General features: G+C 45.6%; 25 protein-coding genes, 1 other RNA gene and 1 pseudogene. 11 read left to right on the forward strand and 16 right to left on the reverse strand.

From position 1 onward, the window contains the following. Nucleotides 1–18: 18 nt before the first annotated feature. The 9 genes and pseudogenes from ST37_RS03605 to metK all read right to left on the reverse strand — a co-directional run bounded on the left by ST37_RS03605 (nt 19) and on the right by metK (nt 8,511). Nucleotides 19–1,488: an HD domain-containing phosphohydrolase gene (locus ST37_RS03605; protein WP_143698115.1), complete on the reverse strand. Its 1,470-nt coding sequence runs from the start codon at nt 1,486–1,488 to the stop codon at nt 19–21. 300 nt (nt 1,489–1,788) lie between these two features. Further along, a complete protein-coding gene (gene ruvX / locus ST37_RS03610; protein WP_084883874.1) occupies nt 1,789–2,217 on the reverse strand; it encodes a Holliday junction resolvase RuvX in 429 nt (142 codons plus the stop codon). Next, nucleotides 2,214–2,777: a YqgE/AlgH family protein gene (locus tag ST37_RS03615; RefSeq protein ID WP_084883876.1), complete on the reverse strand. Its 564-nt coding sequence runs from the start codon at nt 2,775–2,777 to the stop codon at nt 2,214–2,216. Before ST37_RS03615 ends, ruvX begins: the two co-directional genes overlap by 4 nt. A gap of 20 nt (nt 2,778–2,797) precedes the next feature. Continuing rightward, the gene (gene gshB, locus ST37_RS03620; protein WP_084883877.1) at nt 2,798–3,751 is read right to left on the reverse strand and encodes a glutathione synthase; all 954 of its coding nucleotides are present in this window, start codon (nt 3,749–3,751) and stop codon (nt 2,798–2,800) included. Nucleotides 3,752–3,794: 43 nt separating this feature from the next. After that, nucleotides 3,795–4,526 (reverse strand): 16S rRNA (uracil(1498)-N(3))-methyltransferase, encoded by a 732-nt coding sequence (gene rsmE, locus ST37_RS03625; RefSeq protein WP_084883879.1) that lies wholly within the window; start codon nt 4,524–4,526, stop codon nt 3,795–3,797. A gap of 427 nt (nt 4,527–4,953) precedes the next feature. Next, a pseudogene (locus ST37_RS03630) lies at nt 4,954–5,625 on the reverse strand (endonuclease); the annotation flags it as partial. 73 nt (nt 5,626–5,698) lie between these two features. Continuing rightward, nucleotides 5,699–6,199: a SprT family zinc-dependent metalloprotease gene (locus ST37_RS03635; RefSeq protein WP_084883882.1), complete on the reverse strand. Its 501-nt coding sequence runs from the start codon at nt 6,197–6,199 to the stop codon at nt 5,699–5,701. A gap of 62 nt (nt 6,200–6,261) precedes the next feature. Further along, the gene (locus ST37_RS03640; RefSeq protein WP_084883883.1) at nt 6,262–7,059 is read right to left on the reverse strand and encodes a DUF2189 domain-containing protein; all 798 of its coding nucleotides are present in this window, start codon (nt 7,057–7,059) and stop codon (nt 6,262–6,264) included. Nucleotides 7,060–7,359: 300 nt separating this feature from the next. Continuing rightward, nucleotides 7,360–8,511: a methionine adenosyltransferase gene (metK, locus tag ST37_RS03645; protein WP_084883885.1), complete on the reverse strand. Its 1,152-nt coding sequence runs from the start codon at nt 8,509–8,511 to the stop codon at nt 7,360–7,362. 359 nt (nt 8,512–8,870) lie between these two features. Here metK and tkt point away from each other — a divergent pair, with 359 nt between their 5' ends. Together tkt and ST37_RS03655 are read left to right on the forward strand one after the other, a co-directional pair. Next, a complete protein-coding gene (gene tkt / locus ST37_RS03650) occupies nt 8,871–10,865 on the forward strand; it encodes a transketolase (protein ID WP_084883886.1) in 1,995 nt (664 codons plus the stop codon). A gap of 60 nt (nt 10,866–10,925) precedes the next feature. Further along, a complete protein-coding gene (locus tag ST37_RS03655) occupies nt 10,926–11,273 on the forward strand; it encodes a RidA family protein (RefSeq protein ID WP_084883888.1) in 348 nt (115 codons plus the stop codon). Nucleotides 11,274–11,359: 86 nt separating this feature from the next. Here ST37_RS03655 and ST37_RS03660 read toward each other — a convergent pair whose 3' ends face one another. Continuing rightward, the gene (locus ST37_RS03660; protein ID WP_084883889.1) at nt 11,360–12,127 is read right to left on the reverse strand and encodes a transporter substrate-binding domain-containing protein; all 768 of its coding nucleotides are present in this window, start codon (nt 12,125–12,127) and stop codon (nt 11,360–11,362) included. Next, on the reverse strand, nt 12,124–13,236 hold the full coding sequence (gene hisC / locus ST37_RS03665) for a histidinol-phosphate transaminase (RefSeq protein WP_084883891.1): 1,113 nt from the start codon (nt 13,234–13,236) through the stop codon (nt 12,124–12,126). The genes ST37_RS03660 and hisC overlap by 4 nt, the downstream gene beginning before the upstream one ends. A 116-nt stretch (nt 13,237–13,352) precedes the next feature. On the opposite strand from hisC, the gene ST37_RS03670 reads away from it, so the two are divergent. The 6 genes from ST37_RS03670 to ST37_RS03695 all read left to right on the forward strand — a co-directional run bounded on the left by ST37_RS03670 (nt 13,353) and on the right by ST37_RS03695 (nt 19,844). Beyond that, nucleotides 13,353–14,231, forward strand: coding sequence for a LysR substrate-binding domain-containing protein (locus ST37_RS03670; RefSeq protein WP_084883892.1), 879 nt, complete (start codon nt 13,353–13,355; stop codon nt 14,229–14,231). Nucleotides 14,232–14,322: 91 nt separating this feature from the next. Continuing rightward, on the forward strand, nt 14,323–15,351 hold the full coding sequence (gene epd / locus ST37_RS03675) for an erythrose-4-phosphate dehydrogenase (protein ID WP_084883894.1): 1,029 nt from the start codon (nt 14,323–14,325) through the stop codon (nt 15,349–15,351). Nucleotides 15,352–15,495: 144 nt separating this feature from the next. Next, complete coding sequence (locus ST37_RS03680) at nt 15,496–16,659, forward strand: phosphoglycerate kinase (RefSeq protein ID WP_084883895.1); 1,164 nt, start codon at nt 15,496–15,498, stop codon at nt 16,657–16,659. 149 nt (nt 16,660–16,808) lie between these two features. Beyond that, entirely contained in the window at nt 16,809–17,885 is a 1,077-nt protein-coding gene (fbaA, locus tag ST37_RS03685) for a class II fructose-bisphosphate aldolase (protein ID WP_084883897.1), read from the forward strand. Between the two features lie 203 nt (nt 17,886–18,088). Next, a complete protein-coding gene (gene mscS, locus ST37_RS03690) occupies nt 18,089–18,973 on the forward strand; it encodes a small-conductance mechanosensitive channel MscS (RefSeq protein WP_084883898.1) in 885 nt (294 codons plus the stop codon). 184 nt (nt 18,974–19,157) lie between these two features. Continuing rightward, nucleotides 19,158–19,844, forward strand: a complete 687-nt coding sequence (locus ST37_RS03695) for an SIMPL domain-containing protein (protein ID WP_084883900.1) — start codon at nt 19,158–19,160, stop codon at nt 19,842–19,844. An 81-nt stretch (nt 19,845–19,925) separates the two neighbouring features. Here ST37_RS03695 and serA read toward each other — a convergent pair whose 3' ends face one another. The 5 genes from serA to zapA form a co-directional block, all read right to left on the reverse strand. Continuing rightward, complete coding sequence (serA, locus tag ST37_RS03700; RefSeq protein ID WP_084883902.1) at nt 19,926–21,155, reverse strand: phosphoglycerate dehydrogenase; 1,230 nt, start codon at nt 21,153–21,155, stop codon at nt 19,926–19,928. Nucleotides 21,156–21,380: 225 nt separating this feature from the next. Then, nucleotides 21,381–22,037 (reverse strand): ribose-5-phosphate isomerase RpiA, encoded by a 657-nt coding sequence (gene rpiA / locus ST37_RS03705; protein WP_084883903.1) that lies wholly within the window; start codon nt 22,035–22,037, stop codon nt 21,381–21,383. A gap of 69 nt (nt 22,038–22,106) precedes the next feature. Further along, nucleotides 22,107–22,721 carry a 5-formyltetrahydrofolate cyclo-ligase gene (locus ST37_RS03710; RefSeq protein ID WP_242426209.1) on the reverse strand — a complete coding sequence of 205 codons (615 nt, stop codon included), beginning with the start codon at nt 22,719–22,721 and terminating at the stop codon, nt 22,107–22,109. A 4-nt stretch (nt 22,722–22,725) separates the two neighbouring features. Next, nucleotides 22,726–22,911, reverse strand: a non-coding RNA gene (ssrS, locus tag ST37_RS03715) — 6S RNA. Continuing rightward, complete coding sequence (gene zapA / locus ST37_RS03720) at nt 22,912–23,226, reverse strand: cell division protein ZapA (protein ID WP_084883904.1); 315 nt, start codon at nt 23,224–23,226, stop codon at nt 22,912–22,914. It lies immediately after the preceding RNA gene. Between the two features lie 283 nt (nt 23,227–23,509). Here zapA and ST37_RS03725 point away from each other — a divergent pair, with 283 nt between their 5' ends. Genes ST37_RS03725 through ST37_RS03735 form a run of 3 tightly spaced genes read left to right on the forward strand, consistent with a single transcriptional unit; the run spans nt 23,510 to nt 26,575 of the window. Then, on the forward strand, nt 23,510–24,100 hold the full coding sequence (locus ST37_RS03725) for a YecA family protein (protein ID WP_084883906.1): 591 nt from the start codon (nt 23,510–23,512) through the stop codon (nt 24,098–24,100). A gap of 13 nt (nt 24,101–24,113) precedes the next feature. Then, nucleotides 24,114–25,349, forward strand: a complete 1,236-nt coding sequence (gene ubiH / locus ST37_RS03730; RefSeq protein ID WP_084883908.1) for a 2-octaprenyl-6-methoxyphenyl hydroxylase — start codon at nt 24,114–24,116, stop codon at nt 25,347–25,349. Continuing rightward, a complete protein-coding gene (locus ST37_RS03735) occupies nt 25,346–26,575 on the forward strand; it encodes an FAD-dependent 2-octaprenylphenol hydroxylase (RefSeq protein ID WP_084883909.1) in 1,230 nt (409 codons plus the stop codon). Before ubiH ends, ST37_RS03735 begins: the two co-directional genes overlap by 4 nt. The last annotated feature ends 53 nt before the right edge of the window (nt 26,576–26,628 follow it).

Below are 26,628 nucleotides of genomic sequence, written 5' to 3' on the forward strand. Positions count from 1 at the left end.
GTATTCCAGAAGTGAGGATTAAGCCGCAGACTGCTGGTGGCCATCTTGAAATTTCCTAGCAATCTCGACGAATTCAGCTCCAATCTTTAAGAAACTATCCACCACGTCAGGATCAAAGTGTGTACCTCTACCTTCGACGATAATGGCGAGTGCTTTCTGATGTGAGAATGCGGGTTTGTAAACACGCTTGGAAATGAGCGCATCGTACACATCAGCTAAAGCCATAAGTCTTCCAGATAAAGGGATTTCTTCACCGGTTAACCCGTATGGATAACCACTTCCATCCCACTTTTCATGATGTGTTAGCGATATCTCTTTAGCAACATGCAAAAACGAGCTGCTTCCCATCTGGCTTTCTGCAATCGAAAGCGCTTTAGCACCGATAACGGGGTGCAGCTTCATCGTTTCAAACTCATCAGCAGTCAGTTTTCCAGGTTTGAGTAACACAGAGTCAGGCACGCCCACCTTGCCTATGTCGTGCAGAGGCGCAGATTTGTGGAGCAGTTCAATGTAGTCGGGCGTGAGCTTAACAGCATATTTCTGTTGCTTAGCCATTTGCTGGGCTAAGGCTTTAACATACTCTTGAGTGCGTAAAATATGTGCCCCCGTTTCGTTATCACGAGACTCGGCGAGAGCCGAAAGACTGACTATAGCAACATCTCTGGTGATGGTGACTTCATTTTGCGTTTGCTGCAGTGCATCCAACATGCTATTGGTCATGGTTGCTATTGCCCCGATTTCATCATTATTGTGAATTGGAAGGCGTTGCGCGACGTCACCGTGGGTTACTTTTGAAAGCGCGATTTCCTGGCTTTCAAGAATGAGTGACATCCACTTTCGCCATAAGTGCATGATGCTTATTCCATAGCTCATTAAAACCAATGCTACGTATAGAAACTCTTTGATTACACTAATTTTTCCGCTGCCCTCTAGTAATTGCGCGGGATTGTGTTCAAGCCAAAACACCCCTTTCACACCGACCATAGTCAGCGAAACTGAAAGAGCGATAAACATTAAGACGACCAGCGTAATGGCCTGTTTTACCATTGAGCGCCTTTCGCCTGAGGAGTGCGTTAAAGACGGCTCTGATGCGTTTGCCCATCGAACGCTGTCAATTTTTGCATCAAGCTCGAGTAATAGCCCAGTAAAGAAACCGAACATGCAGAATCCAAACACCACCTTGGCATTACTGTCGACGGTAAATTGATAATTTAGGTTGTAATACGTGGCCAGAAGAACCCCAGCTACCAAGAATAATATGGTGTCTAATAGAGCAAAGCTGGTGGTTTGAAATGACTTAAGTGTTCGAGAAATAGTGTGGCGAGTGCCAAATAGAATGGTAAATACAACACCGCAATGTGTATAAACCTCAGTTAAAGTGAGAGTTTCCAACATTGGACAAACCCGTCCTGCATATGTGCCAAAAAGCCCACATGCTAAGGCGTAACCGAGCAACGTTTTCCCAACATTATAACGAGAGCTATCCATGCTTCTACCGTCTATGTGTTTACCTATACTACTGTACAAATAACACATAATTAGGCGTTAAGCATGCTTTTTCCGCACGGCGACCTATAAGTCACGTCGCTCTATCAAAAACTACTTTTAAATCTTAGGGTTGGGGTGAAGTGTTGATCCAAAGAGCGGACTATTTTAATCAATAAAAGTGTGCCACAGCCACAGCAGGATTGCTGCTGTGGCTGTGTTCAACGAACACGATCAGGGGGATATAAAGGGTATTAAACCTCAATTAGGTTAGCTAAAAATAGTAATCAATAAGACAGTGTTTTAACTGTCCCACCGAGACTCAAACCAACTTTCTAGAATCACCACGGCAGATTGGCAATCCACATTTCCTTTTGAAAGGGCTTTATAGCCGCCCATCTCAAACAGCTCCGAACGAGCTTCGGCAGTAGATAGTCGCTCATCGTGGAGCTCTACAGGTAATCCAAAGCGACCATGAAGTCTGTTAGCAAACTTTTTAGCGCGTGGGGTAATTGACTCTAGCGCTTTACCTTGAAGATCCGTTGGTAGCCCCACAACCAGTAAATCTGGTTGCCATTCTTTGATTTGTTGTTCAATGAGATCCCAATTAGGGATCCCATCGTTGGCTTTAAACGCTTTTAGAGGGCTTGCTGTACCGGTAATTTCTTGACCTATGGCCGAGCCGATACTTTTGGTCCCAAAATCGAACGCCATAATGCTTCTAGAACTCATGCGTGACCAGACTCCGCAGATAGATTCGCGGCATCAATACCGAGTTTTGTTAGCGCTTTACGCCAGCGTTCATCAATAGGTGTATCGAAGATGATGTCGTTGTCTGCTTCAATGCTTAACCAAGAGTTTTCTACCATCTCTTGTTCAAGTTGACCCGCTTCCCAACCCGAGTAGCCTAATGCCACCAAGTACTGTTTAGGCTCCGCTTCTGTGCCTAATACGGTGAGAATATCTTTGGACGTGGTCATCGCAAGTCCATCTGTCATTTGAACACTGGACTGATAGTCATCTTTTGGTATGTGCAAAATGAAGCCGCGGTCTTCAGAAACGGGGCCACCATTAAGCACTTTCTGTTTTAAGCTATCGACTTTGATTTGTGGGTGGACAGGATCGACGTCCACCTGTTGCAGCATTTTTTCGACAGTCACGTCGATGGGGGCGTTGATCATAATGCCCATCGCACCTTCATCGTTGTGCTCACACACATAGATGACCGACTGCTTGAAGTAGGGATCAACCATGCTTGGCATCGCCACTAGAAAATGATTCTTTAAATTCATATCCCTCTCCTTTAAATCGATTAAGCCTTGGCGTTTACTCGACGTTCAATAGCATCCATTAATTTACCTGTGATGGATATATCAAAAGCCGCTTCGATTTCACGTATGCAGGTGGGGCTGGTAACATTGATTTCAGTTAACTTATCACCAATCACATCCAAGCCAACAAAGATCAGTCCTTTCTCTTTAAGAGCAGGGGCGACAGCAAGTGCAATCTTTTTGTCGGTTTCACTGAGCGGTCGAGCTTCGCCTCGGCCACCAGCTGCTAGGTTGCCACGCGTTTCGCCTTTGGCAGGGATTCTCGCTAGGCAGTAAGGCATTGGTTCACCATCGACCACTAGAATGCGTTTGTCACCGTTGCTTATGTCGGGAACAAAGGTTTGCGCCATAGCGTAGGTTTCACCGTGATTGGTGAGGGTTTCGATGATCACAGACACATTAGGATCGCCCTGTTTCACGCGGAAAATCGAAGAGCCGCCCATACCATCTAGGGGTTTTAGAATTACGTCACCATGCTCAGCTTGAAATTGCTTAATTTTCTCAGCCTTGCGAGTAACGATGGTCGTTGGCGTTAATTCTGGGAACCACGCGGTAAAGAGTTTTTCATTACAGTCACGCAGGCTTTGTGGTTTGTTTACGATCAGAGAGCCTTGCTCTTCTGCGCGCTCAAGAATGTAGGTCGCATAGATGTACTCAGTGTCGAATGGAGGATCTTTGCGCATCAATACCGCATCGAGTTCAGACAGTTCAATGGTTTGTTCCGAGGTAAATTCGTACCATCCATTGGGATCTTCTTTTAGTGTCACGATCTTAGTATCGGCAATAGCAACACCTTGCTCTAAGTGAAGATCGGCCATTTCCATATAGTGGATTTCATAACCACGGCGCTGTGCTTCAAGCATCATTGCGAAGCTGGAATCTTTTTTAATATTGATGGACTGGATAGGGTCCATGACAATTCCAAGTTTTAACATTCTGTTCTCCTAAACTTAGGCCTGTGCCTAACAAAATCGGTCGTTATCCAAGATCGCCAAAGCGAACTTGTAGCGCTGTTATTGCCGTCAACGCAGCGGTCTCTGTTCTTAATACGCGAGGACCAAGCAAGGTTTCACTAAATTGGTATTGCTCAGTCATCTCTATTTCTTGGGCAGATAACCCACCTTCAGGTCCAATTAAAAGACGTACTTTCTCTACTGGCTCGGGTAGGGTATTGATCGAGTATTGAGCGCGTGGATGCAAATTTAATTTTAGACCATCGTACTCTTCGGCGCACCATTGCTCGAGTTGCATTATAGGGCGGATCTCAGGAACGATATTGCGCCCACTCTGTTCACACGCGGCAATAGCGATCTTTTGCCATTGGCTAAGCTTTTTTTCAAACCTCTTGGTATCGAGTTTTACTCCGCAGCGTTCAGATATCAGTGGTGTGATGGTATTGACACCAAGCTCAACGGATTTTTGAATGGTAAATTCCATCTTATCGCCACGAGAGACAACTTGCCCCAGGTGAATGTCTAACGGAGATTCACTGCTGCGGATAGTCTTGTCGGTGACGTCAACCAACACCTGCTTTTTAGTTACTTCGGTGATGGTGGCCGAGTACTGGCATCCAGTACCGTCAAAGAGTTCTAATTGCTGGCCAACTTTCATTCTAAGAACTCGACCAACGTGCCCAGAGGCATCGTCACTTAACGGAAGTGAACCCAGTGTGTCAATTGGCTGGGGGTGATAGATACGTGGAATTCGCACATCAATATCCTTGCTTGTAACTTTACTCTCTAACATGGTCACAACTGAGACGAATTACAAGGAGTTTCAAGAAATTATCAGTCTATTCAACAGTAAAAATTGAAAGATAGAAGGAGTGAGCATATATCGAGGAGAACGTTCAGAAAGGATGAAGCCTTGCAATGAGCGCTCGTAAAGGTGAGCGCTATCCTTTGCAGTTTCCTGCTTTACGATACCCCGCAGCTTTTGCTAATGCTTCAGAGTTAAAGTTGACAATGTTGTTGCTGCTTACTTGATTGTAACTTGGACAACCTTCCGGTAAATGATAGACCTTAGAATTTGTGTTTCCTCTAACCACAATTATCTCGCTAGACGATGCCAGCTCTTTAACATTGGCCAGACCTTGTTGAGTGTTTTGGTGATCAAGTTGCCAGCGCTGCTCACCCGTAACAAACGGATTATTGTGGCCCATGAAGCTAGACACTCTCTGGTCCTTTTCACGCTCCCATTCTGTCACAGGGTAATTTTTGTCCCACTGCATAAGAAGTTGCTGCTGAGATTTAGACATGTTTAGACCATAACGGTCGTACATGTAAAAATAAACGCGAGCAACCTGTCCTTTGACGTCATCTCGGGGTTCGGCTTGTCGCGTTTTAAAGTCGACTTTGAAGTCGCAAAGGCCATATAGAGGTTGAGGCTGTGAAAACTGACTAAAATTGTAGTTAGAACGGTCACCATTCACTTCGCCAATGGTTGGAGTGAGGTTATGCATATCGGCTTCCATCACGGCGAAAACCGGGTCATTTTTGACGCAGTTTTTTCGACCACCTTCTTGCCAGCACTGTCTGGCACGACCAAAGTTAGACGCAGGGACAATGTGCTCCCATTCTATTCTGTTTGCTCTGGTTTGTTGTTTTCTAACTTCATAACCGCAACTGGCTAAATCTGGGATGCCCTTTTTGCCTTGCCACTCGATATCGCAACCGCAGTAAAAGCTTTCGGCTTTATCTGCATAAATACCCACAGCTAATCGCTTCGCTTGAGAAAAGGAAACTGGTGGTGCGGCACTTACTGTATAGGAAACAAGGACGGTAACTAAAAGGACAAATAAGCGATACATCGGCTAATCATTTTACAACTAAAGGGTGGCTTTAGTTTGAATACTATCACTTACGTTTAACTTGCGGCGAGCACTAACTCACGTGCTGTAGTTCATCACCACATCGGGTGCAGCGATAGCGAGTTTGTTGACGGACTATTTTGTTATGCCGCCTAATGGTCAATTGATGCGTATCGCAACCACAGCGGTAGGCAAAGGTTTTACCCATAACATCGGTTACATCAAACTGGTGGCGTGTATGTGCCGGTACACCTAAGACCTCTTGCATCATATGCTGCCATTCTGGCCCATGAGGTCTCACTCGCCCATATAACGAAAAAACCAGTAAGTGTGCGATTTCATGAGGAATGACATCGCTGTAAAACTCAGCCTCGTTTTGCACAAATAGCACTGGGTTTAGACGCAATTGATTGAGATGTAAATACGCTTTACCCGCAGCACGCCCTCGAAGTTTAAAGCTGAATGTCGGTCGTTCAAATGAACGTTGAAAATGCTGCTGTGCCTTTTGTACCTGTTGGCTTATGCAGTGTTCAATATGCTCAAGTTGAGATTGCGCTGGCGATGGTAACTTCAAAAAAACGGCCTCTTATTAAGAGGCCGTAGTGTAACGTAAACGTGTTGAACTATAAAAGCGCATTAGTAGGGTGGCGGTGTGGATTTTTTTTGTATCACTGCGTGGTACGCATGCCAAGTACCGTACCCTAATATTGGCATTGTTATGATCATACCAATACCATAAGTTGCGAAGCCAATGAGTACACCACCGCAAATAATCGCCGCCCACACCAACATGGTTGCTGCGTTATTCTTAACGGCATTAAAGCTGGTGAAAATTGCGGTCATCATGTCTACGCGACGCTCTAGCATCAGCGGCATTGAAAATACCGATATGCTAAAAATAAAGGTCGCCAATATAAAACCAACGACTGATCCCACAATGAGGAAAGGTGCAAACTCAGCTAATCCTGCGCCTTCAACTGGCGGATAGAGAGCGTGCAATAGCGCCGCGATTCGCATCCAAAATATCATTGCGACCATCAACAACACGGCGAAGCCCCACTGTGAGGTTGAGTTTCTGGTAATGGCTTTTACGCTGTGAGCAAGACTAGGTTTGCGGTTTTTCTCACGTTGCCAGCTAGCATCGTACAACCCCAGAGCTAAAAATGGCCCAATTAACATATACACAATCAAACTTGGCAGAATAACTAAGTGCGTTCCTTGGATATGAACTAAATACACAATACCTACGGCGGCTGCGGCAAAGCATATTCCGTAAAAGGCACTGATAATGGGTGAGCGAACTAGATCATTCATTCCTAGCGCGAGCCAATGAAAGGGTTCGGTATACCCGACTTTATTGCAAGGCAGAGTACGAGCGTACTCTTCACCCGGTTTCGATTTTTTAAAATCGTTCGGTTCTGCGGTACGAGGCATAAATCCTCCTGATTAATTCTCGTAGCAGTGGACGACAGCAATCGGCCACCAGAAATTCCCCATAAAAAATAGGTGTTAACATTATGTAAATTATTATTACATCATGTTAACTATGAACCCAAATGAGGAAAACACAAATTTTTTACGGGAATAGTTTGGAAAAGGTATGTGGAGCTAGTGTTTAGAAGCGAGAAGCGAGAAGCGAGAAGCGAGAAGCGAGGGCAAAAGGTAAAAGTTGTGTATGGAGATAAAAAAACACCCCGCACTTGGCGAGGTGTTAGAAGTCATTATTTGGCGCTCTTAAAGACCTGCGAATCCTTTTAGGATTTCCGCTTTGTCTGTCGCTTCCCATGGGAACTCTTCGCGACCAAAGTGACCGTAAGCTGCTGTCTTCTTATAGATAGGTTGAAGAAGATTTAGCATCTCTTGTAGGCCATATGGGCGTAAATCGAAGTTTTGACGAACCGCTTCAATGATGATGTCGTGTGGCACTTTTTCTGTACCGAACGTTTCAACCATGATTGAGGTTGGATCAGCAACACCGATAGCGTAAGAAAGTTGAATTTCACAACGATCTGCAAGGCCAGCAGCCACAATGTTTTTAGCAACGTAACGTGCTGCATAAGCGGCAGAACGGTCAACTTTTGAAGGATCTTTACCAGAGAATGCACCGCCACCGTGACGAGCTGCACCGCCGTAAGTGTCTACGATGATTTTACGGCCAGTAAGGCCACAGTCACCCATAGGTCCACCGATTACAAAGCGGCCAGTTGGGTTAATGAAGAAGTTTGTCTCTTTGTTTAGCCATTCAGCAGGAAGTACCGGCTTGATGATCTCTTCCATTACCGCTTCACGCAAATCTGGAGTCGAGATGCTGTCACAGTGTTGAGTAGACAGCACAACTGCATCGATACCAACAATTTTACCTTGGTCGTATTGGAAGGTCACTTGAGACTTAGCATCTGGACGCAACCACGGCAGCGTGCCGTTTTTACGAACTTCCGCTTGCTTTTGTACCAGCAAGTGAGAGTAAGTGATTGGCGCAGGCATCAATACTTCAGTTTCGTTAGTCGCGTAACCAAACATGATACCTTGGTCACCAGCGCCTTGATCTTTAGGATCGGCTTTATCAACACCTTGGTTGATGTCTGGCGATTGCTTACCAATGGTATTGAGTACTGCACAAGAGTCAGCGTCAAAACCCATGTCTGAATGAACGTAGCCGATTTCACGAACGGTTTCACGAGTAAGCTCTTCAATGTCTACCCATGCTGAAGTGGTGACTTCACCACCCACCATAACCATGCCGGTCTTAACGTACGTTTCACAGGCAACGCGTGCTTTTGGATCTTGTTCTAAGATCGCATCAAGTACCGCATCTGAAATCTGATCGGCAATTTTGTCGGGATGACCTTCTGATACTGATTCAGAAGTAAAAAGGTGCTTAGCCATGTTTGCTCCAATAAACAAATTTGGTCATAGGTCGTTAAAGTAACAAAACGACCTCTGTCATATTAGGTGTGTAGCTGTTTCTACATCTAGACGTCTATTCTATGATTCGAAGTGTGAATTACAAGTCATTTTTTGATCTATGTGATAACCAAACGTTTGCGCTAGATCACATCGCAATTCAAACAAAAGTGGTGATTTTTTAAAAAAAAAGTTCATTTGGTGCAGTTTGTAGAGGCAAAGCGATTGCACAGCTAATTGCCCTTTGCGACAATGTGACAAATATTTCACCACCATGACGTGGAGTGCATGTTGTAACTTGCCTCTCCCCGTCATTAACGCATACGCAATCAGGAGCAGACATGTCGTCTCGTAAAGAATTAGCCAACGCTATTCGCGCACTAAGCATGGATGGAGTACAACAAGCCAACTCAGGTCACCCAGGTGCACCAATGGGTATGGCTGATATCGCTGAAGTCCTTTGGCGCGATCATCTAAAGCACAACCCAACCAACCCAGAGTGGTTTGACCGCGACCGATTTATTTTGTCGAACGGCCATGGCTCTATGCTTATTTACTCTCTATTGCACCTTACAGGTTACGAGCTATCGATTGACGATTTAAAAAACTTCCGTCAATTGCACTCTAAAACTCCAGGTCACCCAGAGTACGGTTACGCCCCTGGCATCGAAACGACCACAGGTCCACTAGGCCAAGGCATCACCAACGCTGTTGGTATGGCATTGGCTGAGAAGTCTCTAGCGGCTCAGTTTAACAAAGAAGGCCACGACATCGTTGACCACTACACTTATGCATTCATGGGTGATGGCTGTCTGATGGAAGGTATTTCGCACGAAGCGTGTTCTTTGGCGGGTACACTTGGTTTAGGCAAGCTGATTGCATTTTGGGATGACAACGGCATCTCTATCGACGGTCACGTTGAAGGTTGGTTCTCTGACGATACTCCGAAGCGTTTTGAAGCGTACGGCTGGCACGTAATTCCTGCTGTTGACGGTCACGATCCTGACGCCATTAACGCCGCTATCGTTGCTGCAAAAGCGGATCCACGTCCTACTATTATCTGTACTAAGACCATCATTGGTTTTGGTTCTCCTAATAAAGCCGGTTCACACGACTGTCACGGTGCACCACTTGGCCAAGACGAAATTAAAGCGGCACGTGAGTTCCTTGGTTGGGAGCACGGTCCATTTGAAATCCCGGCTGACGTATACGGCGAGTGGGATGCAAAAGAGGCGGGTAAAGCTAAAGAAGCGGCATGGGATGAGAAGTTTGCTGCGTATGCTGCTGCTTACCCAGAGCTTGCATCTGAATACAAGCGTCGCATGAGTGGTGAGCTTCCTGCTCAGTGGGAAGAAAAAACAGCTCAAATTATTGCTGATCTTCAAGCAAACCCAGCGAACATCGCGTCTCGTAAAGCATCACAAAATGCACTTGAAGCATTCGGTCAAATGCTTCCTGAGTTCATGGGCGGTTCTGCTGACTTGGCACCTTCAAACCTCACTATGTGGTCTGGTTCTAAATCACTGAGTGCTGATGATGCATCGGGCAACTACATCCACTACGGTGTGCGTGAATTCGGTATGACGGCCATCATGAACGGCCTAGCGCTACACGGCGGTTACGTACCTTACGGCGCAACATTCCTTATGTTTATGGAATACGCACGTAACGCAATGCGCATGGCTGCATTGATGAAGATTCAAAACATCCAAGTCTACACGCACGACTCTATCGGTCTAGGTGAAGATGGTCCAACTCACCAACCGGTTGAGCAAATGGCCTCACTTCGCGTAACACCAAACATGAGCACATGGCGTCCATGTGACCAAGTTGAATCTGCAGTAGCATGGAAATTGGCTATCGAGCGTAAAGACGGTCCTACCGCACTTATTTTCTCTCGCCAAAACCTTGCTCAACAAGATCGCGATGCGGCGCAAGTTGCTGATATTGCAAAAGGTGCTTACATCCTTAAAGATTGCGCAGCTAAGCCTGAGCTAATTTTGATTGCAACAGGTTCAGAAGTTGAACTAGCGGTTAATGCAGCAGACAAGCTTACTGCCGAAGGCAAGCAAGTACGTGTTGTTTCAATGCCATCAACAGATGCATTTGATAAGCAAGACGCAGCATACCGTGAGTCAGTACTTCCGTCTGACGTGACTGCACGTATTGCCATTGAAGCGGGCATTGCAGATTACTGGTACAAGTACGTTGGTTTTGATGGCCGCATTATCGGTATGACAACATTTGGCGAATCTGCACCAGCAGGTCAGCTATTCGAAATGTTTGGCTTTACCGTTGAAAACGTTGTTAACACAGCAAACGATCTACTTGCGTAGTTCTTAATAAGATAAATCGTTAGCCGGGCATATAGCCCGGCTTTTTTAGGAATAAACAAAATGATTGAACGCCAAGAAACTAAGGCCCGTATGAGCCGTATTGTTAAACATAACGGCACAATTTACCTGTGTGGCCAAGTGTGTGCCGATGCGACCAAAGATATTACTGAGCAAACCCAAACCATGCTCGATAAAGTAGACGCACTGCTGATTCAAGCAGGAAGCGATCGAAACCATATGCTCTCAGCAACAATTTACATTAAAACCATGGACGATTTTCAAGCCATGAATGCGGTATGGGATGCGTGGGTACCCGCAGGTCATGCGCCAGCTCGCGCTTGTGTCACGGCGGATATGGCTCGAGAAGAGTTGTTGGTGGAAATTTCTGTTATTGCGGCAGAGAAATGATGGTGCGTTATTACAAAAAAAGCCCAATGGAGTCTTCGCTCAATTGGGCTTTGCTACCTAACTGACGGTGCTAGTTTGAAATTTGATTACTCACCGTAGATATCGAATGTGAAATACTTGCTGGCGATCTTGTCGTAAGTGCCGTTATTTCTGATGGCTTGAATTGCCAGGTTAAACTTCTCTGCCAGTTGCTTATCTTGCTGACGTAGCGCTAGTGCAGTGCCTTCACCAATGTATTCTTTGTCGGTAACGGCTTCGCCTTTAAACTCAAATCCTTTGCCTTGGTCTTTCTCCAAGAACGCTAATAGAAGCTGGTCGGCGTTACCAAAGGTGTAGTCTAAGCGCCCATTTTGCATGTCGATGTATACTTCATCTTGTCCGCTGTATCGTTTGATCTTGGCTACGTCGCCAAACTTATCGGTCACGTAACGGTCGTGAATAGTGCCACCTTGGACACCAATGACTTTGTCTTTAAGTGCATCTACGGAAATGCCATCTGAGACGTCGTTAGCGGCAACAAAGCGAGCAGGTGTTTGATAATACTTGTTGGTAAACAGCACCTTTTTCTTACGATCTTCTGTTATGCGCATCGATGCCATGATCACATCGGATTTGCGAGACAGTAAGCTTGGAATCAGCGCATCCCAACCCTGTGATACCCATACGCACTCAAGTTGAGCTTCTGCGCACAATGCATCTGCGATTTCAATGTCAAACCCTACAGGTTTGCCACTGCTGTCTTTGTAGTTAAATGGTGGGTAAGTAAAGTCTGACGCCAGCCTTACTTCTTTTGCTATTACAGAGGTAGAAAGTAGGGTTGCGGCGGCAAATATGACTGAGAGATACTTATTCATTGTTCAACTCGTCCTTGTTGTAAGTAGTGTTGATTATATTGAGCAATCAGTGTTTCAACCAATTGCATTGAGGTGTCACTACCTATGGTGATCCTAACATGATCGCGTAAAGCGGGCTCGTGATCTTGATGGCGGGTCACAACGCCGTGCTGTTTTAAAAACTCAAACAGCGACAGTGGCGAGCGGGAGTGAAGTAAAACGAAGTTGGTGTGCGAATCGACAATCGTGTCGATCACCTCCAACTGCTTAATGGAATCGATAAAGCGCTGCTTGGTAACGAGTAGCGCCTTTGTAGCGTCGAGCATTTTATGGATGCCCTTGCCCGAAAGAGCAGCTAAGCCGATAGTTGCTGCGCAGTCTGGAATTGGGTATGGGGCAATAAGGCGCTCGATAATACCCATGACTTGCGGTGATGCGATGATAAACCCAAGACGGGTTGCCGCTAGAGAAAATGCTTTTGACAGTGTGCGTATTACCACTAAATTCGGATAGTCAGCGATTAATCCAACAGCGGAAGGGCTTTCACTAAACTCGATGTAAGCTTCATCGACGACGACTAACGCTTGGCCATCGATTTGTTTGAGTAACTGTTCTATGGACTCTATGGAATGTACATTGCCGGTTGGGTTGTTGGGGTTGCAGACAAAAATGACTTTGCTTGTTGCTGCCTGTTGCGCCAAGGCTTTTGTATTGAGGGAGAATTGCTCCGTTAATGGAACGTCAATACAGTCAATATAAAAGGCATCGGCACAGAATTGATACATCGCATAAGTGGGAGAGCTAATGACAATGCTGTCTCGTTGTGGCTGACAAAAACTGCGAATGATCAGATCGATCGCCTCATCGGCGCCCCTTACTGCAACTACGGGGTGCGTGGTTTGCGCGTACTGTTGGTAAGCACTGGCCAACGTCTGTGGCAAAAAGTCGGGGTAGCGGTTTTCTTCGCTCCGTTGACCAAAATCGATGGCGTGTTCCAGTTCATTGGCATTTAGCCATACATTACCTTCTCCACCAATTCGCCTTGCAGATTGGTATGGTATTAACTTTTGTATTGCCTTTGGCGCCAGTGAAGCCGGGTTTTTTGAAGTTTGGCTAGAGTCGCAGTGCATTTTTACCCACAAATAGTACGTTAAGATGAGAATAATTTGTTATCTGATGCATAATTTATGGTGATGTCGCTTTTGTGACCATAGAAAAAATGGCATTCTATCCATGATTTTTTTTAATGGATAAAGATTTGGAACGTCTCCCTTCAACAAAAAGCTTGCAAGTGTTTGTCGTCGTAGCAGAGCTGCTTAATTTCACTCATGCAGCAGAGCAACTTAATATGACGCAAGGCGCTATTAGTCGGCAGATATTATCTTTAGAAGATCAGATGGGAGTGAGCTTATTTGAGCGGCTTACCCGCAGGCTTAAATTGACACCATCCGGTTACGTGTTTTTGCAGTATGCGCAAAGAGCGATCATCGAACTGCAATTGGCCAAAAGTGCATTATCAAACACTCAAAATACGGTGCGAATTTGTGCGCCAAGTTGCATCAGTAGCTGGCTTTTACAGAAAATTGCCGGCTTTCAACAGCGTTTTCCTGATCACGAAGTGGAGTTAACCGCTACTACTAAACACACTAGTGTGGCTGATCTTAATCACTTTGATCTGTGGGTTCGTTACAGTGAACATGAACAATTGCCGCCATACTACTCTCGATTGTTGTTTGCAGAAAAGCTGTCACCCGTGGTATCTCCCGCAATGTGGCAAAGTGACCTGCCGGACGTCGAGCAACTTACTGGATTAACTTGGTTGCACCCAAGCTCTGAGCATAAGGACTGGAAGTTGTGGTTGGCGAAAACCCTTGGAAATAACGTGCTCAGTCAAGCCAATCAGCATTTTGCTACTTTAGACCAGGCGGTGAACGCTGCGATTGGCGGCTTTGGGGTTGCAATGGGAGATGTAGAGCTCGCTCGTAGGGATATTGAGCTAGGTCGATTAATACAACCTTTTGACGCGACGGTCAGTTCTGGGAAAAGCTACTACATTTCTTCACTTACCCAGCACAGTCGCTCTGCGGTTGAGCAGTTCGAGCAGTTTTTACTCGAGAGCAGTTAACTCGTGAAGCACTGCAAGTGGCTATTTTATTTTGCATCACCCTGCGGTTGGTTTAAGGTACACACTTAAAATCGAGTCATTGAGAAAAAAGATGTTAAGAGTTGCCATAAATGGTTTTGGTCGCATAGGTCGAAACGTACTAAGAGCGCTATACGAAAGTGGGAAAAACCATCAAATACAAGTGGTGGCGGTCAACGAATTGGCCCAACCCGATGCGATGGCTCATTTACTTCAATATGACTCAAGCCACGGTCGATTTTCACACAAAGTGGATAACACCCAAGAGCACCTTTACATAAGGGCTCATGATGGCAGCCAAGATGAAATTCGCATTTTACATCTGGCGGATATCGATCTATTGCCTTGGCGGGACCTTAACGTCGATATTGTTTTAGACTGTACTGGTGTGTTTGGCTCGCAAGCTGACGGGCAAAAGCACATTCAGGCTGGTGCGAAGAAAGTGCTGTTTTCACACCCGGGCGCAAACGATCTCGATAACACCATAATTTATGGAGTAAATCATACGACATTGAGAGCGGATCACAACGTGGTCTCCAATGGATCATGCACCACTAACTGTATAGTGCCAGTGATAAAACTGCTCGATGATGCCTTTGGCATTGAGTCGGGTACGATCACTACGATCCACGCATCGATGAATGATCAGCAAGTGATCGATGCCTACCACCCAGACCTTCGAAGAACTCGCAGTGCCAGTCAATCGATCATTCCTGTGGATACTAAATTACACAAAGGCATCGAAAGAATATTTCCGAAATTTTCCAACAAATTTGAGGCGATTTCGGTTCGTGTGCCCACTGTTAACGTCACTGCGATGGATTTAAGCGTTACCTTAGCTACAAAAGTGAAAGTTAATGACATAAATCAAACCATTTTAGAGGCGTCTCAGGTTACATTACAGTCTATTGTTGACTATACTGAAAAGCCGCTCGTCTCCATCGATTTTAATCACGATCCGCACAGCGCGATTGTGGACGGTTCCCAAACCCGAGTCAGTAACGAAACACTGGTAAAGATGTTGGTTTGGTGTGACAACGAGTGGGGCTTTGCCAACCGCATGTTGGATACTGCAATTGCGATGGACAATGCAGAAAAGTAACGGAAAAATTTTTGCTTTTGGGTTATATTTCACAGGTTGAAATAAATATAAGTCGTCCCCATACAAAGCATATAGAATCAGTTTCAATGACTCAGCACACTGCTGAGCTACAGCTTTAAAAAACTTTAATGTAGAGGAAGAAACATGTCTGTAATTAAAATGACCGACCTTGACCTGGCTGGCAAACGCGTTTTCATTCGCGCTGACCTAAACGTACCAGTAAAAGACGGTAAAGTGACCTCTGACGCACGTATCCTTGCGTCTCTGCCAACCATCAAAACGTGCCTAGAAGCTGGCGCAAAAGTAATGGTTACTTCTCACCTAGGTCGTCCGACTGAAGGTGAATACGCAGAAGAGTTCTCTCTACAGCCTGTAGTTAACTACCTTAACGACGCACTAGACTGCGACGTTAAACTTGCTAAAGATTACCTAGACGGTCTTGAGCTAAACACTGGTGAATTGGTTGTTCTTGAAAACGTTCGCTTTAACAAAGGCGAGAAGAAAAACGAAGAAGAGCTTTCTAAGAAGTACGCAGCGCTATGTGACATCTTTGTCATGGACGCATTTGGTACGGCTCACCGCGCTCAAGCATCTACACATGGTGTAGGTACTTACTCTCCAGTTGCATGTGCAGGTCCTCTACTTGCAGCCGAGCTTGAAGCTCTAGGCAAAGCAATGGATAACCCAGAGCGCCCACTTGTTGCTATTGTTGGTGGTTCAAAAGTATCAACTAAACTAACGGTACTTGAGTCGCTATCTAAAGTTGCTGACCAATTGGTTGTGGGTGGCGGTATCGCAAACACCTTTATTGCAGCTGAAGGTCACAACGTTGGTAAGTCTCTTTACGAAGCAGACCTTGTTGAAACAGCTCAGAAGCTAATGAAAGAGTGTTCTATCCCGGTCGCCACTGACGTTGCTTGTGCAAAAGCGTTTGATGAAAATGCAGAAGCAGAAATCAAAAACGTTGCCGACGTACAAGACGATGATATGATTTTCGACTTGGGCCCAGATTCAACTGCGGTACTAGCGGACATCATTGCTAACGCAAAAACTATCCTTTGGAATGGCCCGGTTGGCGTATTCGAATTCAAAAACTTCGAAGCGGGTACAGCAGGCATTTCTAAGGCAATCGCAGACTCTGCAGGCTTCTCTGTTGCAGGTGGCGGTGACACACTAGCTGCTATCGATAAGTTCGGTATCAAGGCTGACGTTTCTTACATCTCTACCGGTGGTGGTGCTTTCCTTGAGTTTGTTGAAGGTAAAGTTCTTCCTGCAGTAGCGATGCTTGAAGAGCGCGCAAAAGCTTAACTTTTTAAGGGCGAGACAAATTTCTCGCCCTTTTGTTATTTTAGGTTTGCAGCGCAATAGTGAGTTCGGGATTATCCTGTGCTAGACTTTGCGCAACTTTTAAGCAAGCCGCTTTATTTTAAATTAACGACAGAAATAGGATGACATCCATGTCTAAGATCTTTGATTTCGTAAAACCAGGTGTAATCTCTGGCGACGACGTACAGAAAGTATTTGAAGTAGCAAAAGAGAACAAGTTCGCTCTTCCAGCAGTAAACGTTGTAGGTACTGACTCTGTAAACGCAGTACTTGAAGCAGCAGCTAAAGTTAAATCTCCAGTTGTTGTTCAGTTCTCTAACGGCGGCGCTGCATTCTTTGCAGGTAAAGGCGTTAAACTAGAAGGTCAAGGTGCACAAATCCTTGGCGCAGTAGCGGGTGCAAAATACGTTCACGCTGTTGCTGAAGCTTACGGTGTTCCAGTTATCCTGCACACTGACCACGCTGCTAAGAAACTTCTTCCTTGGATCGACGGACTACTAGACGCGGGTGAAGAGTTCTTCGCTCAAACTGGTAAGCCTCTATTCTCTTCTCACATGCTTGACCTTTCTGAAGAGTCTCTAGAAGAGAACATCGAAACTTGTGCTAAGTACCTAGAGCGCATGGCTAAGATGAACATGACCATCGAAATCGAGCTTGGTTGTACTGGTGGTGAAGAAGACGGCGTAGATAACTCTGATATGGACGCATCTGAGCTTTACACTTCTCCTGAAGACGTAGCATATGCATACGAGAAACTAAGCGCTGTTAGCCCACGTTTCACTATTGCAGCTTCTTTCGGTAACGTGCACGGTGTTTACAAGCCAGGTAACGTTGTTCTTACTCCAACTATCCTACGTGACTCTCAAGCATACTGTGCAGAGAAGTTTGGTATCGCACCTAACGCTCTAAACTTCGTATTCCACGGTGGTTCTGGTTCTACTGAAGCTGAAATCCAAGAGTCTATCGGTTACGGTGTTATTAAAATGAACATCGATACTGATACACAGTGGGCAACTTGGGATGGCATCCGTCAGTACGAAGCTGACAACCGTGATTTCCTACAAGGTCAAATCGGTAACCCAACGGGTGACGATGCTCCTAACAAGAAATACTACGACCCACGCGTATGGCTACGTGCTGGTCAAGCGTCAATGGTTGCTCGTCTAGAGAAAGCATTTGCTGACCTAAACGCTGTAGACGTTCTTTAATACGAAAGTCTAATTTATGAAAAACCTGCCAATTGGCAGGTTTTTTTTTATTTGTACGCTTACTCTTTGTTTTCAATTTGTATATAGTTGTTTGCGCTGTAGTTATAGCCACTGGTTTGTTATGTTCACATCTTTTGTATTTGTCATTAATGTTTAGCAGACCAAGTAAAACCTTTATACCAAATATTGTTTAGGGAAGAATCATGTCTGAAGAAACCGTAGTACCAGAACCCGTAGAGCTGGTTACCCCAATGGATGTTGTTGATACTGTCGCAGATGCCACCACTTGGGTTGCTGATAACTCTGATTTATTGATTGGCTATGGTGTCAATATCATTACCGCCATTCTTATTCTATTCATTGGTAACCTTGTTGCTAAAGGTGTAGGCCGTAGCATTGGTAGGCTACTGACCAAACGTAATCTGGATCCAGCCGTTGTCGAGTTTTTATCAGCGATGGTGCGTTACCTATTGTTTGTTATTTTCCTTATCGCTGCGCTTGGTCGCATCGGGGTGCAAACCGCGTCAGTGGTGGCTGTTATTGGTGCTGCTGGTTTAGCTGTTGGTCTTGCCTTGCAAGGTTCACTGTCTAACTTTGCTGCTGGTGTATTAATAGTTGGCTTTAGACCGTTTAAGTCTGGAGATTACGTCGAAGTCGGTGGTGTTGCAGGTTCAGTAGAAGCGATTCAAATCTTCCAAACAGTACTTAAGTCGCCTGATAATAAAATGGTTGTTGTACCTAATGCGGCAGTCATTGGCGGAGCAATTACTAACTACTCACGACATGATACTCGACGGATCGATCACGTCATAGGTGTTTCATACTCAGCCGATCTTAAAAAGACCAAAGAAGTGATCCATAAAATTCTTGAGGCTGATGAGCGTATTCTTAAAGAGCCTGGGATCCAAATTGGTGTCGTAGCGCTCGCTGATTCGTCAGTTAACTTTGTGGTACGTCCTTGGGTTCGCACCGAAGATTACTGGAATGTTTACTTTGATACATTGCAGGCAATTAAAGAAGGTTTAGACGGCGAAGGGATTGAAATTCCATTCCCGCAAATGGATGTTCACTTGAACAAGCCAGAGTAATTTTCAATAGATTGCTTGATAAAAATGAAACGCACCTTATTAGGTGCGTTTTTTGCTTTTTGGGCACAATTGGAGTCGCTCCGGCACTTATTGCAATTTGAGTGGTCAATATAGAAGTAAGCTTGGATTTTTATATGCTCGTTGATAAAAGCGATTCAGCGTGAACCTAAATGAAGGAATCAGTATGTTGAAAGTTTGGTGGGTTATTGCGTTGCTATGGGCGGGAAGTGCTTTGGCAGCAGATGTTGATTTTCCTCATGTCGTTGTCACAGGTTATGGTGAAGTGAATGCCAAACCCGATCACGCAGAGATTTCGGTAAAGGTAGTAGAAAGCAATGTGGATGCGCAGAAGGCGAAACAAGTGGTGGATAAGGTTGTGGCTGATTTTACTCAGCGCATTATCAACCAAGGGATATTGTCGGATCACATCGATAGTGCCAATATCAGTTTACGTCCTGAGTATCATCGAACAGAAAGCGGCAAAACCGAAACCATCGGCTATCGCGCAACTCGCACAGTGAAAGTTACGGTCAAAGACTTGAGTAAACTGGATGTATTACTGAGCGATGCTTTAGGGGAGGGGATCAACAGTATTGATTATGTGAAACTAATGGTGTCTGAAGAGCAGAGCTACCGAGAGCTTGCCAGAATGGCGGCAATTAGAGACGCAAATCAGAAGGCTGCGTCACTTGCTGCAGGTTTTGAGCGTGAGCTTGGAGATGTCTGGCAGGTCAATTACCAGCATCGAGGTCCGATACGAGCCAATGTAAGCGAGCATGTCGCACTCGGTTCATCACGCAATACTAAAGATTATACAGATGCTACGATAAGCATTAGTGACGATGTACAGGTAATCTATCAACTGAACTAACGCCATTAAGTCGCAGCAAAAAAAAAGCCACTTCTTATAGAAGTGGCTTTTGTACAATTAAAGTCGGGTCGAACGGCAGAATTAGTGAAGAATTCGAGCTCGAATTGTCCCTTCAATTTGCTTTAGTTTCGCCAAAGCTTCTTCAGAGCGCGATGTCTCGACATCAATCACTACATAACCAATGTCACTGCTTGTTTGCAGGTGCTGTCCTGCGATGTTAATGCCCTCGGTCGCAAAGATGGTGTTAATTTGCGTAAGGATACCCGGACGGTTTTCGTGAATGTGTAATAGACGCGAACAATTGCTATGCTGAGGTAGTGATACTTCTGGGAAGTTCACGCTCGATAGGGTTGAGCCATTGTCTGAGTATTTTGCTAGCTTACCTGCTACTTCAACGCCAATATTCTCTTGAGCTTCTTGAGTCGAACCGCCTACGTGAGGAGTTAGGAGCACATTGTCGTATTGCATTAGCGGGGATTCAAACGGGTCTGAGTTGGTCGCTGGCTCAACAGGGAACACGTCAACCGCAGCACCAGCTATATGACCACTTTGCAGTGCGTCACATAGTGCAGGAATATCGACAACGGTGCCACGAGCAGCGTTGATAAAAATTGCGCCAGGTTTCATTAGAGCAAACTGCTCAGCGCCCATCATGTCCTTCGTTTCTTTCGTCTCAGGGACGTGCAATGAGATAACATCACACTTGTTAAGAAGCTCGGCCATGGTGGCAACTTGAGTGGCGTTACCAAGAGTGAGTTTGTTTTCGATGTCATAGAAGTAGACACGCATACCTAGGTTTTCTGCGAGAATGCTTAGCTGAGTACCAATATGACCATAACCGATAATACCGAGACGTTTACCACGAGCTTCGTAGGAGTGATCTGCACTTTTTTTCCACACACCACGATGCGCAAGGGCATTTTTTTCTGGAACGCCGCGCAATAGCAGCAGTGTTTGACCTAAGACCAACTCAGCAACACTTCGAGTGTTAGAGAAGGGGGCGTTAAAGACTGGAATACCGCGTTTAGCGGCTGAGGCTAGGTTTACCTGGTTGGTACCAATACAAAAACACCCAACAGCAACCAGTTTATTGGCCGCGGCAAACACTTCTTCGGTAAGGTTAGTACGGGAACGGATACCGATAAAATGGACGTCTTTTACTGCTTCTAGCAGTTCTTCCTCAGCAAGTGAGCCTTTATGGTATTCAATGTTTGAATAACCTGCGGCTTCTAGTACTTCTACAGATGAAGGGTGAACACCTTCTAGAAGCAGTATTTTAATCTTTTCTTTGGGCAGTGAAACTTTGCTCATGGCTTGTCATCCTTAAACCTTGCTGAATACCTGTTGCAGGCAATGTGTATTTGCTATGCGCTACCGCGCAATCGTTTTTATTGTATTTATTGTGACCAATAAATTATCAGAAAAATGAAGTGATGGGTAAGAAAATTACGAAAAAAACACGCTTTTTCTGTTTTCAAACTACAAAAAACGGCGCTATATGCGCCGTTTGAAAGTCAAATACAGTTTTTAATCGATTTACTCTTCGATTTTTGCACCTTGTGGGGTACCCGTAATCACGACATCGGCACCACGGTGCGCGAATAGACCAACGGTTACTACACCAGGTAGAGCATTAATTTTGTCTTCTAGCTCTTTAGGGTTGGTGATAGATAGACCATAAACATCGATTATGATGTTGCCGTTATCGGTGATAACACCTTCACGGTAGGCTGGATCGCCGCCCAGCTTGACCAATTCTCGACCTATAAAAGAGCGCGCCATTGGAATCACTTCAACAGGCAGTGGGAACTGTCCAAGAACGTCGACCGCTTTTGTATCATCAACAATGCAAATGAATTTGTCGGCGATAGCCGCAACGATTTTTTCGCGAGTGAGGGCTGCGCCGCCACCTTTGATCATTTCTTTATTTGCATTGATCTCATCAGCACCGTCGACATAGACATCAAGTCCACCCACTTCATTGCAATCAAATACAGGAATTTCAAGCTCTTGTAGACGCTTAGTCGAAGCTTCAGAGCTCGATACCGCGCCTTTAATTTCCTCTTTCATGCTACCAAGAGCATCAATGAAATGGTTTACCGTTGAGCCGGTTCCAACCCCAACAATGCTGTTAGGCTCTACGTATTTTAGAGCGGCCCAGCCAGCTTCTTTTTTCATTTCGTCTTGTGTCATGCTTATCTCCAGTAGCGTCAATAACGGTGTGTAGCTCGTTGCGGCAAGATTATAGCAGCCTAAGCGTGATTACCAACGCCAAATTTTGCTGGGCGTCACAATACAGGGCAATGGGACGTCCCAAGACTCTGTAGGCAGCTTTTCTACGTGTTGACAATGATGTGCTAGCCCTAGAGCCAACGGACCAGTAGTGGAATGCAGAAACGGCGCTAACGTACGATCATAATACCCACCCCCCATGCCGATGCGGTGGCCATGGCTGTCGAATCCAACCAGCGGCGTTGCAATAAGGTCAATGGTCGCGACAGGTACGATAGATAACTGATTAAGTATTGGTTCAGCAATGTTGTATTGGTTTATACGCATGGGCGTTGAGGGCGTGTACTCCAAAAACAACAACTGTCCCTTAGAAAATGGATGTAGCACCGGAACGCACACGCGCTTGCCGTGATCCCAACACCATTGAATCAAGCTTTGGGTGTCGATCTCTCCATCAAAGCTAAGATAAAGGGCTATGGTCGACGCGTTAACCCATTCATCGACATTCAATAAGGTGTCGAGTAATTGGTGTGCATCATTTTGCTGCTGTTGCTCGGTCAGTTGATTACGTCGAGCGCGAATGACTTGTCTGAACTCTGTTCGAGTCATGCCTGTATGTAAAGGCGTTGACGAGTGATTAATCATGAAAGGGAACCCCAGAGTGCCGTTGCGGATGTGTGGCCCTTGAACCAGCTGGTTCAAGGCGGATCAGCAATAATAACCGTAGGCTTCTCGGTACTAGCCAAGCTTGCTCAATAGCTATTAAATACTAACCCTTAGGTATTGCTTATCGGCTCAGGGACTTGCATCCAACTGACGAACACCCCAGGGAAATTTATTCGTTTGACTCTTTCCGTGTCACATTGTTTAAAGCCGCATCCAGCTGCTGACTCCATTGTGCCATTTTGTTTTCGATACTGTCCAGCTCTGTCGTGCTGACTTTTTGTGATTCGAGTAATTCATAGCATGCATTTAGCGCAGCTATGGTTAAAAGCTTTTCTGCGTTTAACACTTGAGTTTTTTCAGACATCGATTTCAATCGACGATCCAATTCCTTGGCGGCGTTAATAAGGGCTTGTTCTTGTCCCGGAGGACAGGCTACCCGAGTCAGTTTCCCCAGAATTTCTACTTCGACCGCTTGATTACTCATTAATGAATCACTCATTCTCTTAAGAGGGTTGGACAAATCTCCGTTGCCACAGCTTTCGAACTATAGAAAATGCGATTCTAAGATTCAAGCTTTTCACTTCTGAAGTGAGGCATTTGGGGTCTATACAGTGATATTTTGTTCAACTTGCCTATTACGCAGCCAATTTATTTGCTCATTATCGAAAGACTTATGATCAAAGCAAATAAACGCTAAGCGACGGTTTTCCAACACTTTGGTGAACATGATAGGATAGCGAGTACATTTTAGCAGTGAGACTATCAACATGAGCGCAACTTCTCTCCCTCCTTATCAGCAGATTGCTCAAGAGCTATCGCAGCAATCATTAGCGGTCACGCCGGCTGAAATGCAAGGGCTTCTAATTGGAATGATTTGTGGAGGCGTTACTACGTCTGAAGCAACCTGGCAGCCGATGTTGTTTGATTACACAAACGACGGGATGGGCTGGCCGATGTCAGCGCTAAACTACGCGAACACGGTGTTTGATTTTGCCTCAAACGAGCTCGGAGATGGAAGTTTTGAGTTATCAATGTTGCTTCCTGATGGGGACGATTTAATGACCTATGCTGATGCGGTGACAGAGTGGGTGAATCACTTTATTTCTGGTGTTGGCTTAGCCAATTCGAAGCTCAATAAACTCCCAGCCGACGTAAAAGAAGCAATGGGCGACTTAGAGGAAATTTCGAAACTGGGTATCGATGAAAACGACGATCTCGAAGAACAAGCGGATTTGCTGGAGCAAGTACTAGAACACGTTAAAGCGTGTGTTTTGACTGTCCATGTTGAGCTCGCTCGCCAAAACAAACCCAGTACAATATCAAAATCAATATCAAAATCTAAGCCAAAATTGCATTAAGGAAGAGTTCTGAGTGACCGAATATGATGTGATCATTGTCGGTGGGGCGATGACAGGAAGTTGTTTGGCTCTAGCGCTTGAAGGGCTAAAGCAACCTTTGCGCATAGCGGTGATCGAAGCCAGTTCTAGGGATCACGTACCCCCAGGATTTGATGCACGAGCGATTGCTTTGGCACAAGGCTCAATCGATCAACTGAAACAGTTAGGCTTGTGGCAGTATATCTCGTCGTATGCACAGCCCATTTCTCGAATTGAGGTGTCGGATAAAGGCCACGCTGGTGCAACAGAAATGACCTCACAAGGTTATGGTGTTGGGCAGCTTGGGGCGGTCATTGAGCTTGAGCATGTCGGTGAATCACTGACTCGGGCTTTGAAAGAAAGCAGCATTGACCTCTACCAGCCGGATACAGTAAAAGAGATTGTTCAGCATATCGAAAGGGTCGACGTGGTACTCACCAGCGGACAACATTTGAGTGCGAAACTCATTGTTGCAGCGGATGGGACTTTTTCGAGCACCTGTGAGCAAGTCGGGTTGAAGCGTGACGTTATTCCATTTGGTCAACATGCCATTATCTCCAATATTGTTACTCAGGTTTCCCATGAACAGTGTGCCTATGAGCGATTCACTTCCTCGGGACCTGTCGCGCTGCTTCCAATGCGTGCCGAGCACCCTAATCAATCTCGCATGTCGCTGGTGCTGTGTGTAAGCGAGTCACAAGCACGACAAGTAAGTGAGTATTCGGATCAGCAATTTATCGATTACCTGCAAGCGGCTTTTGGTTGGCGCCTTGGTCGAATTTTGAAAGCCGGTCAGCGTAGCCAGTATCCCTTATCCATGCACCGTCGACATTCAACCACGCATCATCGTGTTGTAGCGATAGGTAATGCGGCACAAACGCTGCACCCGATCGCAGGGCAAGGGTTTAACTTAGGACTGCGTGATGTTGTGACACTGGTCGGAGAGATTGCGAGTGAGGCCTATGAGCTTGGCAGCGCTTTGCAACTGCTTAATTACCAGAAAGCGAGAAAAACTGACGTAGATAATACCTGTTTACTCACCCACTCTCTCGTAGCAACATTTTCAACAGACAATATATTGGTTAGTGCCTCTCGCAACATCGGATTGATGGCGATGGACTGGCTATCTCCTGTTCAGCGACCGCTGATTGAGCGAACTCTGGGGTGGGTAAGCGTGACCCCCAAACATTCGATGACAAGCGATGACTCAAATAGAGAAGAAACATCATGATGAATAATGTAGACATAGCTGTGATTGGCGGCGGAATGGTTGGTCTCACTCTTGCGCTTGCACTTAAGCCATTAGGGTTAAGAGTCGCGGTTATTGAGAGTCAAAACTTGGGTACGCCTATCTCCAATGAGCCAGACAGTCGAGTCTCTGCGTTAAGCCGGGCAAGTGAGAATATTTTTAGAAATCTAGGGGTATGGCCAGAGGTTGAAGCATCACGCGTGACGGCTTACCAAGCTATGGAAGTATGGGAGCAAGACAGTTTTGCTAAGATTGAGTTTGACGCTCTGCGAATGTCTCCAAGCAACCTGGGTTACATAGCCGAAAATCAAATCATTACTCATGCGTTATACCAGCAAGTTAAACGCGAGAATCACATAACCCTGTTTAGCCAAGTCAAATGTCAGTCACTAAATATAGGCGAGTCTGAAGCGTGGTTGATGTTAGACAATGGACAAGGTCTAACGGCTAAGCTTGTTGTCGGAGCTGATGGTGCGAACTCTTGGGTTCGTAAGCAGCAAGATATCCCTTTGACTCACTGGGATTATGGACATACGGCCATTGTGGCCAATGTACGTACCACCGCGCCACACCAGCAGGTGGCGCGTCAAGCATTTACCCCTCAAGGGCCGCTGGCATTTTTACCACTGCATCAATCGCATCTAAGCTCCATTGTCTGGTCAGTCGAGTCTCAAAAAGCCGAGCGACTGATGTCTATGAGTGATGGCGAGTTTGAAAAATCATTAACCGCTGAATTCGATGCCAAATTGGGGATGAGTTATCTACAATCTCCGCGTCGAGCATTCCCTTTGACCATGAGGTATGCTCGTGATTTTGTTGTAGAGAGAGTGGCCTTGGTTGGCGATGCAGCCCATACTATCCACCCGCTAGCAGGCCAAGGCGTCAATTTAGGGCTTTTAGATGCAGCGGCTCTGGCGCAAGAGCTCGCGTCATTGGTTGATAAAGGAAAAGATATTGGTAGCAAAGCAAATCTGCGCCAATATGAACGTTGGAGAAAAGCCGAAGCAGCTAAAATGATTGCTGCGATGCAAGGCTTTAAAGACCTGTTTGAAGGTGATAACCCGGCGAAAAAACTCATTCGTGGAATTGGGATGAGCCTTGCTGGCCAGCTCCCAGGAGCTAAACATGAAATTATGAACCGTGCGCTAGGGTTGAAGGGTGAGCTGCCCAATCTCGCAAAAGGGGTTTTAGACCCAAACGCACGTTAATTAAGCGCATATTCATTCAGTAAAAGGGCATCATAGGATGCCCTTTTTCTTAA

It is taken from the genome of Vibrio sp. qd031 (genome assembly GCF_002100145.1).
Classification (GTDB): Bacteria; Pseudomonadota; Gammaproteobacteria; order Enterobacterales; family Vibrionaceae; genus Vibrio.

Bases quoted from the DNA above. Each gene is read 5' to 3' on its own strand.
- ST37_RS03660 (WP_084883889.1), bottom strand. From the start codon at position 12,127: ATGAATAAGTATCTCTCAGTCATATTTGCCGCCGCAACCCTACTTTCT.
- ST37_RS03680 (WP_084883895.1), top strand. From the start codon at position 15,496: ATGTCTGTAATTAAAATGACCGACCTTGACCTGGCTGGCAAACGCGTT.
- ST37_RS03710 (WP_242426209.1), bottom strand. From the start codon at position 22,721: ATGATTAATCACTCGTCAACGCCTTTACATACAGGCATGACTCGAACA.
- ST37_RS03735 (WP_084883909.1), top strand. From the start codon at position 25,346: ATGATGAATAATGTAGACATAGCTGTGATTGGCGGCGGAATGGTTGGT.
- ST37_RS03670 (WP_084883892.1), top strand. From the start codon at position 13,353: ATGGATAAAGATTTGGAACGTCTCCCTTCAACAAAAAGCTTGCAAGTG.
- tkt (WP_084883886.1), top strand. From the start codon at position 8,871: ATGTCGTCTCGTAAAGAATTAGCCAACGCTATTCGCGCACTAAGCATG.
- ST37_RS03725 (WP_084883906.1), top strand. From the start codon at position 23,510: ATGAGCGCAACTTCTCTCCCTCCTTATCAGCAGATTGCTCAAGAGCTA.
- ST37_RS03640 (WP_084883883.1), bottom strand. From the start codon at position 7,059: ATGCCTCGTACCGCAGAACCGAACGATTTTAAAAAATCGAAACCGGGT.
- epd (WP_084883894.1), top strand. From the start codon at position 14,323: ATGTTAAGAGTTGCCATAAATGGTTTTGGTCGCATAGGTCGAAACGTA.
- mscS (WP_084883898.1), top strand. From the start codon at position 18,089: ATGTCTGAAGAAACCGTAGTACCAGAACCCGTAGAGCTGGTTACCCCA.
- rpiA (WP_084883903.1), bottom strand. From the start codon at position 22,037: ATGACACAAGACGAAATGAAAAAAGAAGCTGGCTGGGCCGCTCTAAAA.
- fbaA (WP_084883897.1), top strand. From the start codon at position 16,809: ATGTCTAAGATCTTTGATTTCGTAAAACCAGGTGTAATCTCTGGCGAC.
- ST37_RS03615 (WP_084883876.1), bottom strand. From the start codon at position 2,777: ATGAATTTAAAGAATCATTTTCTAGTGGCGATGCCAAGCATGGTTGAT.
- ST37_RS03605 (WP_143698115.1), bottom strand. From the start codon at position 1,488: ATGGATAGCTCTCGTTATAATGTTGGGAAAACGTTGCTCGGTTACGCC.
- zapA (WP_084883904.1), bottom strand. From the start codon at position 23,226: ATGAGTAATCAAGCGGTCGAAGTAGAAATTCTGGGGAAACTGACTCGG.
- ST37_RS03655 (WP_084883888.1), top strand. From the start codon at position 10,926: ATGATTGAACGCCAAGAAACTAAGGCCCGTATGAGCCGTATTGTTAAA.
- serA (WP_084883902.1), bottom strand. From the start codon at position 21,155: ATGAGCAAAGTTTCACTGCCCAAAGAAAAGATTAAAATACTGCTTCTA.
- metK (WP_084883885.1), bottom strand. From the start codon at position 8,511: ATGGCTAAGCACCTTTTTACTTCTGAATCAGTATCAGAAGGTCATCCC.
- ruvX (WP_084883874.1), bottom strand. From the start codon at position 2,217: ATGAGTTCTAGAAGCATTATGGCGTTCGATTTTGGGACCAAAAGTATC.
- ST37_RS03695 (WP_084883900.1), top strand. From the start codon at position 19,158: ATGTTGAAAGTTTGGTGGGTTATTGCGTTGCTATGGGCGGGAAGTGCT.
- hisC (WP_084883891.1), bottom strand. From the start codon at position 13,236: ATGCACTGCGACTCTAGCCAAACTTCAAAAAACCCGGCTTCACTGGCG.
- gshB (WP_084883877.1), bottom strand. From the start codon at position 3,751: ATGTTAAAACTTGGAATTGTCATGGACCCTATCCAGTCCATCAATATT.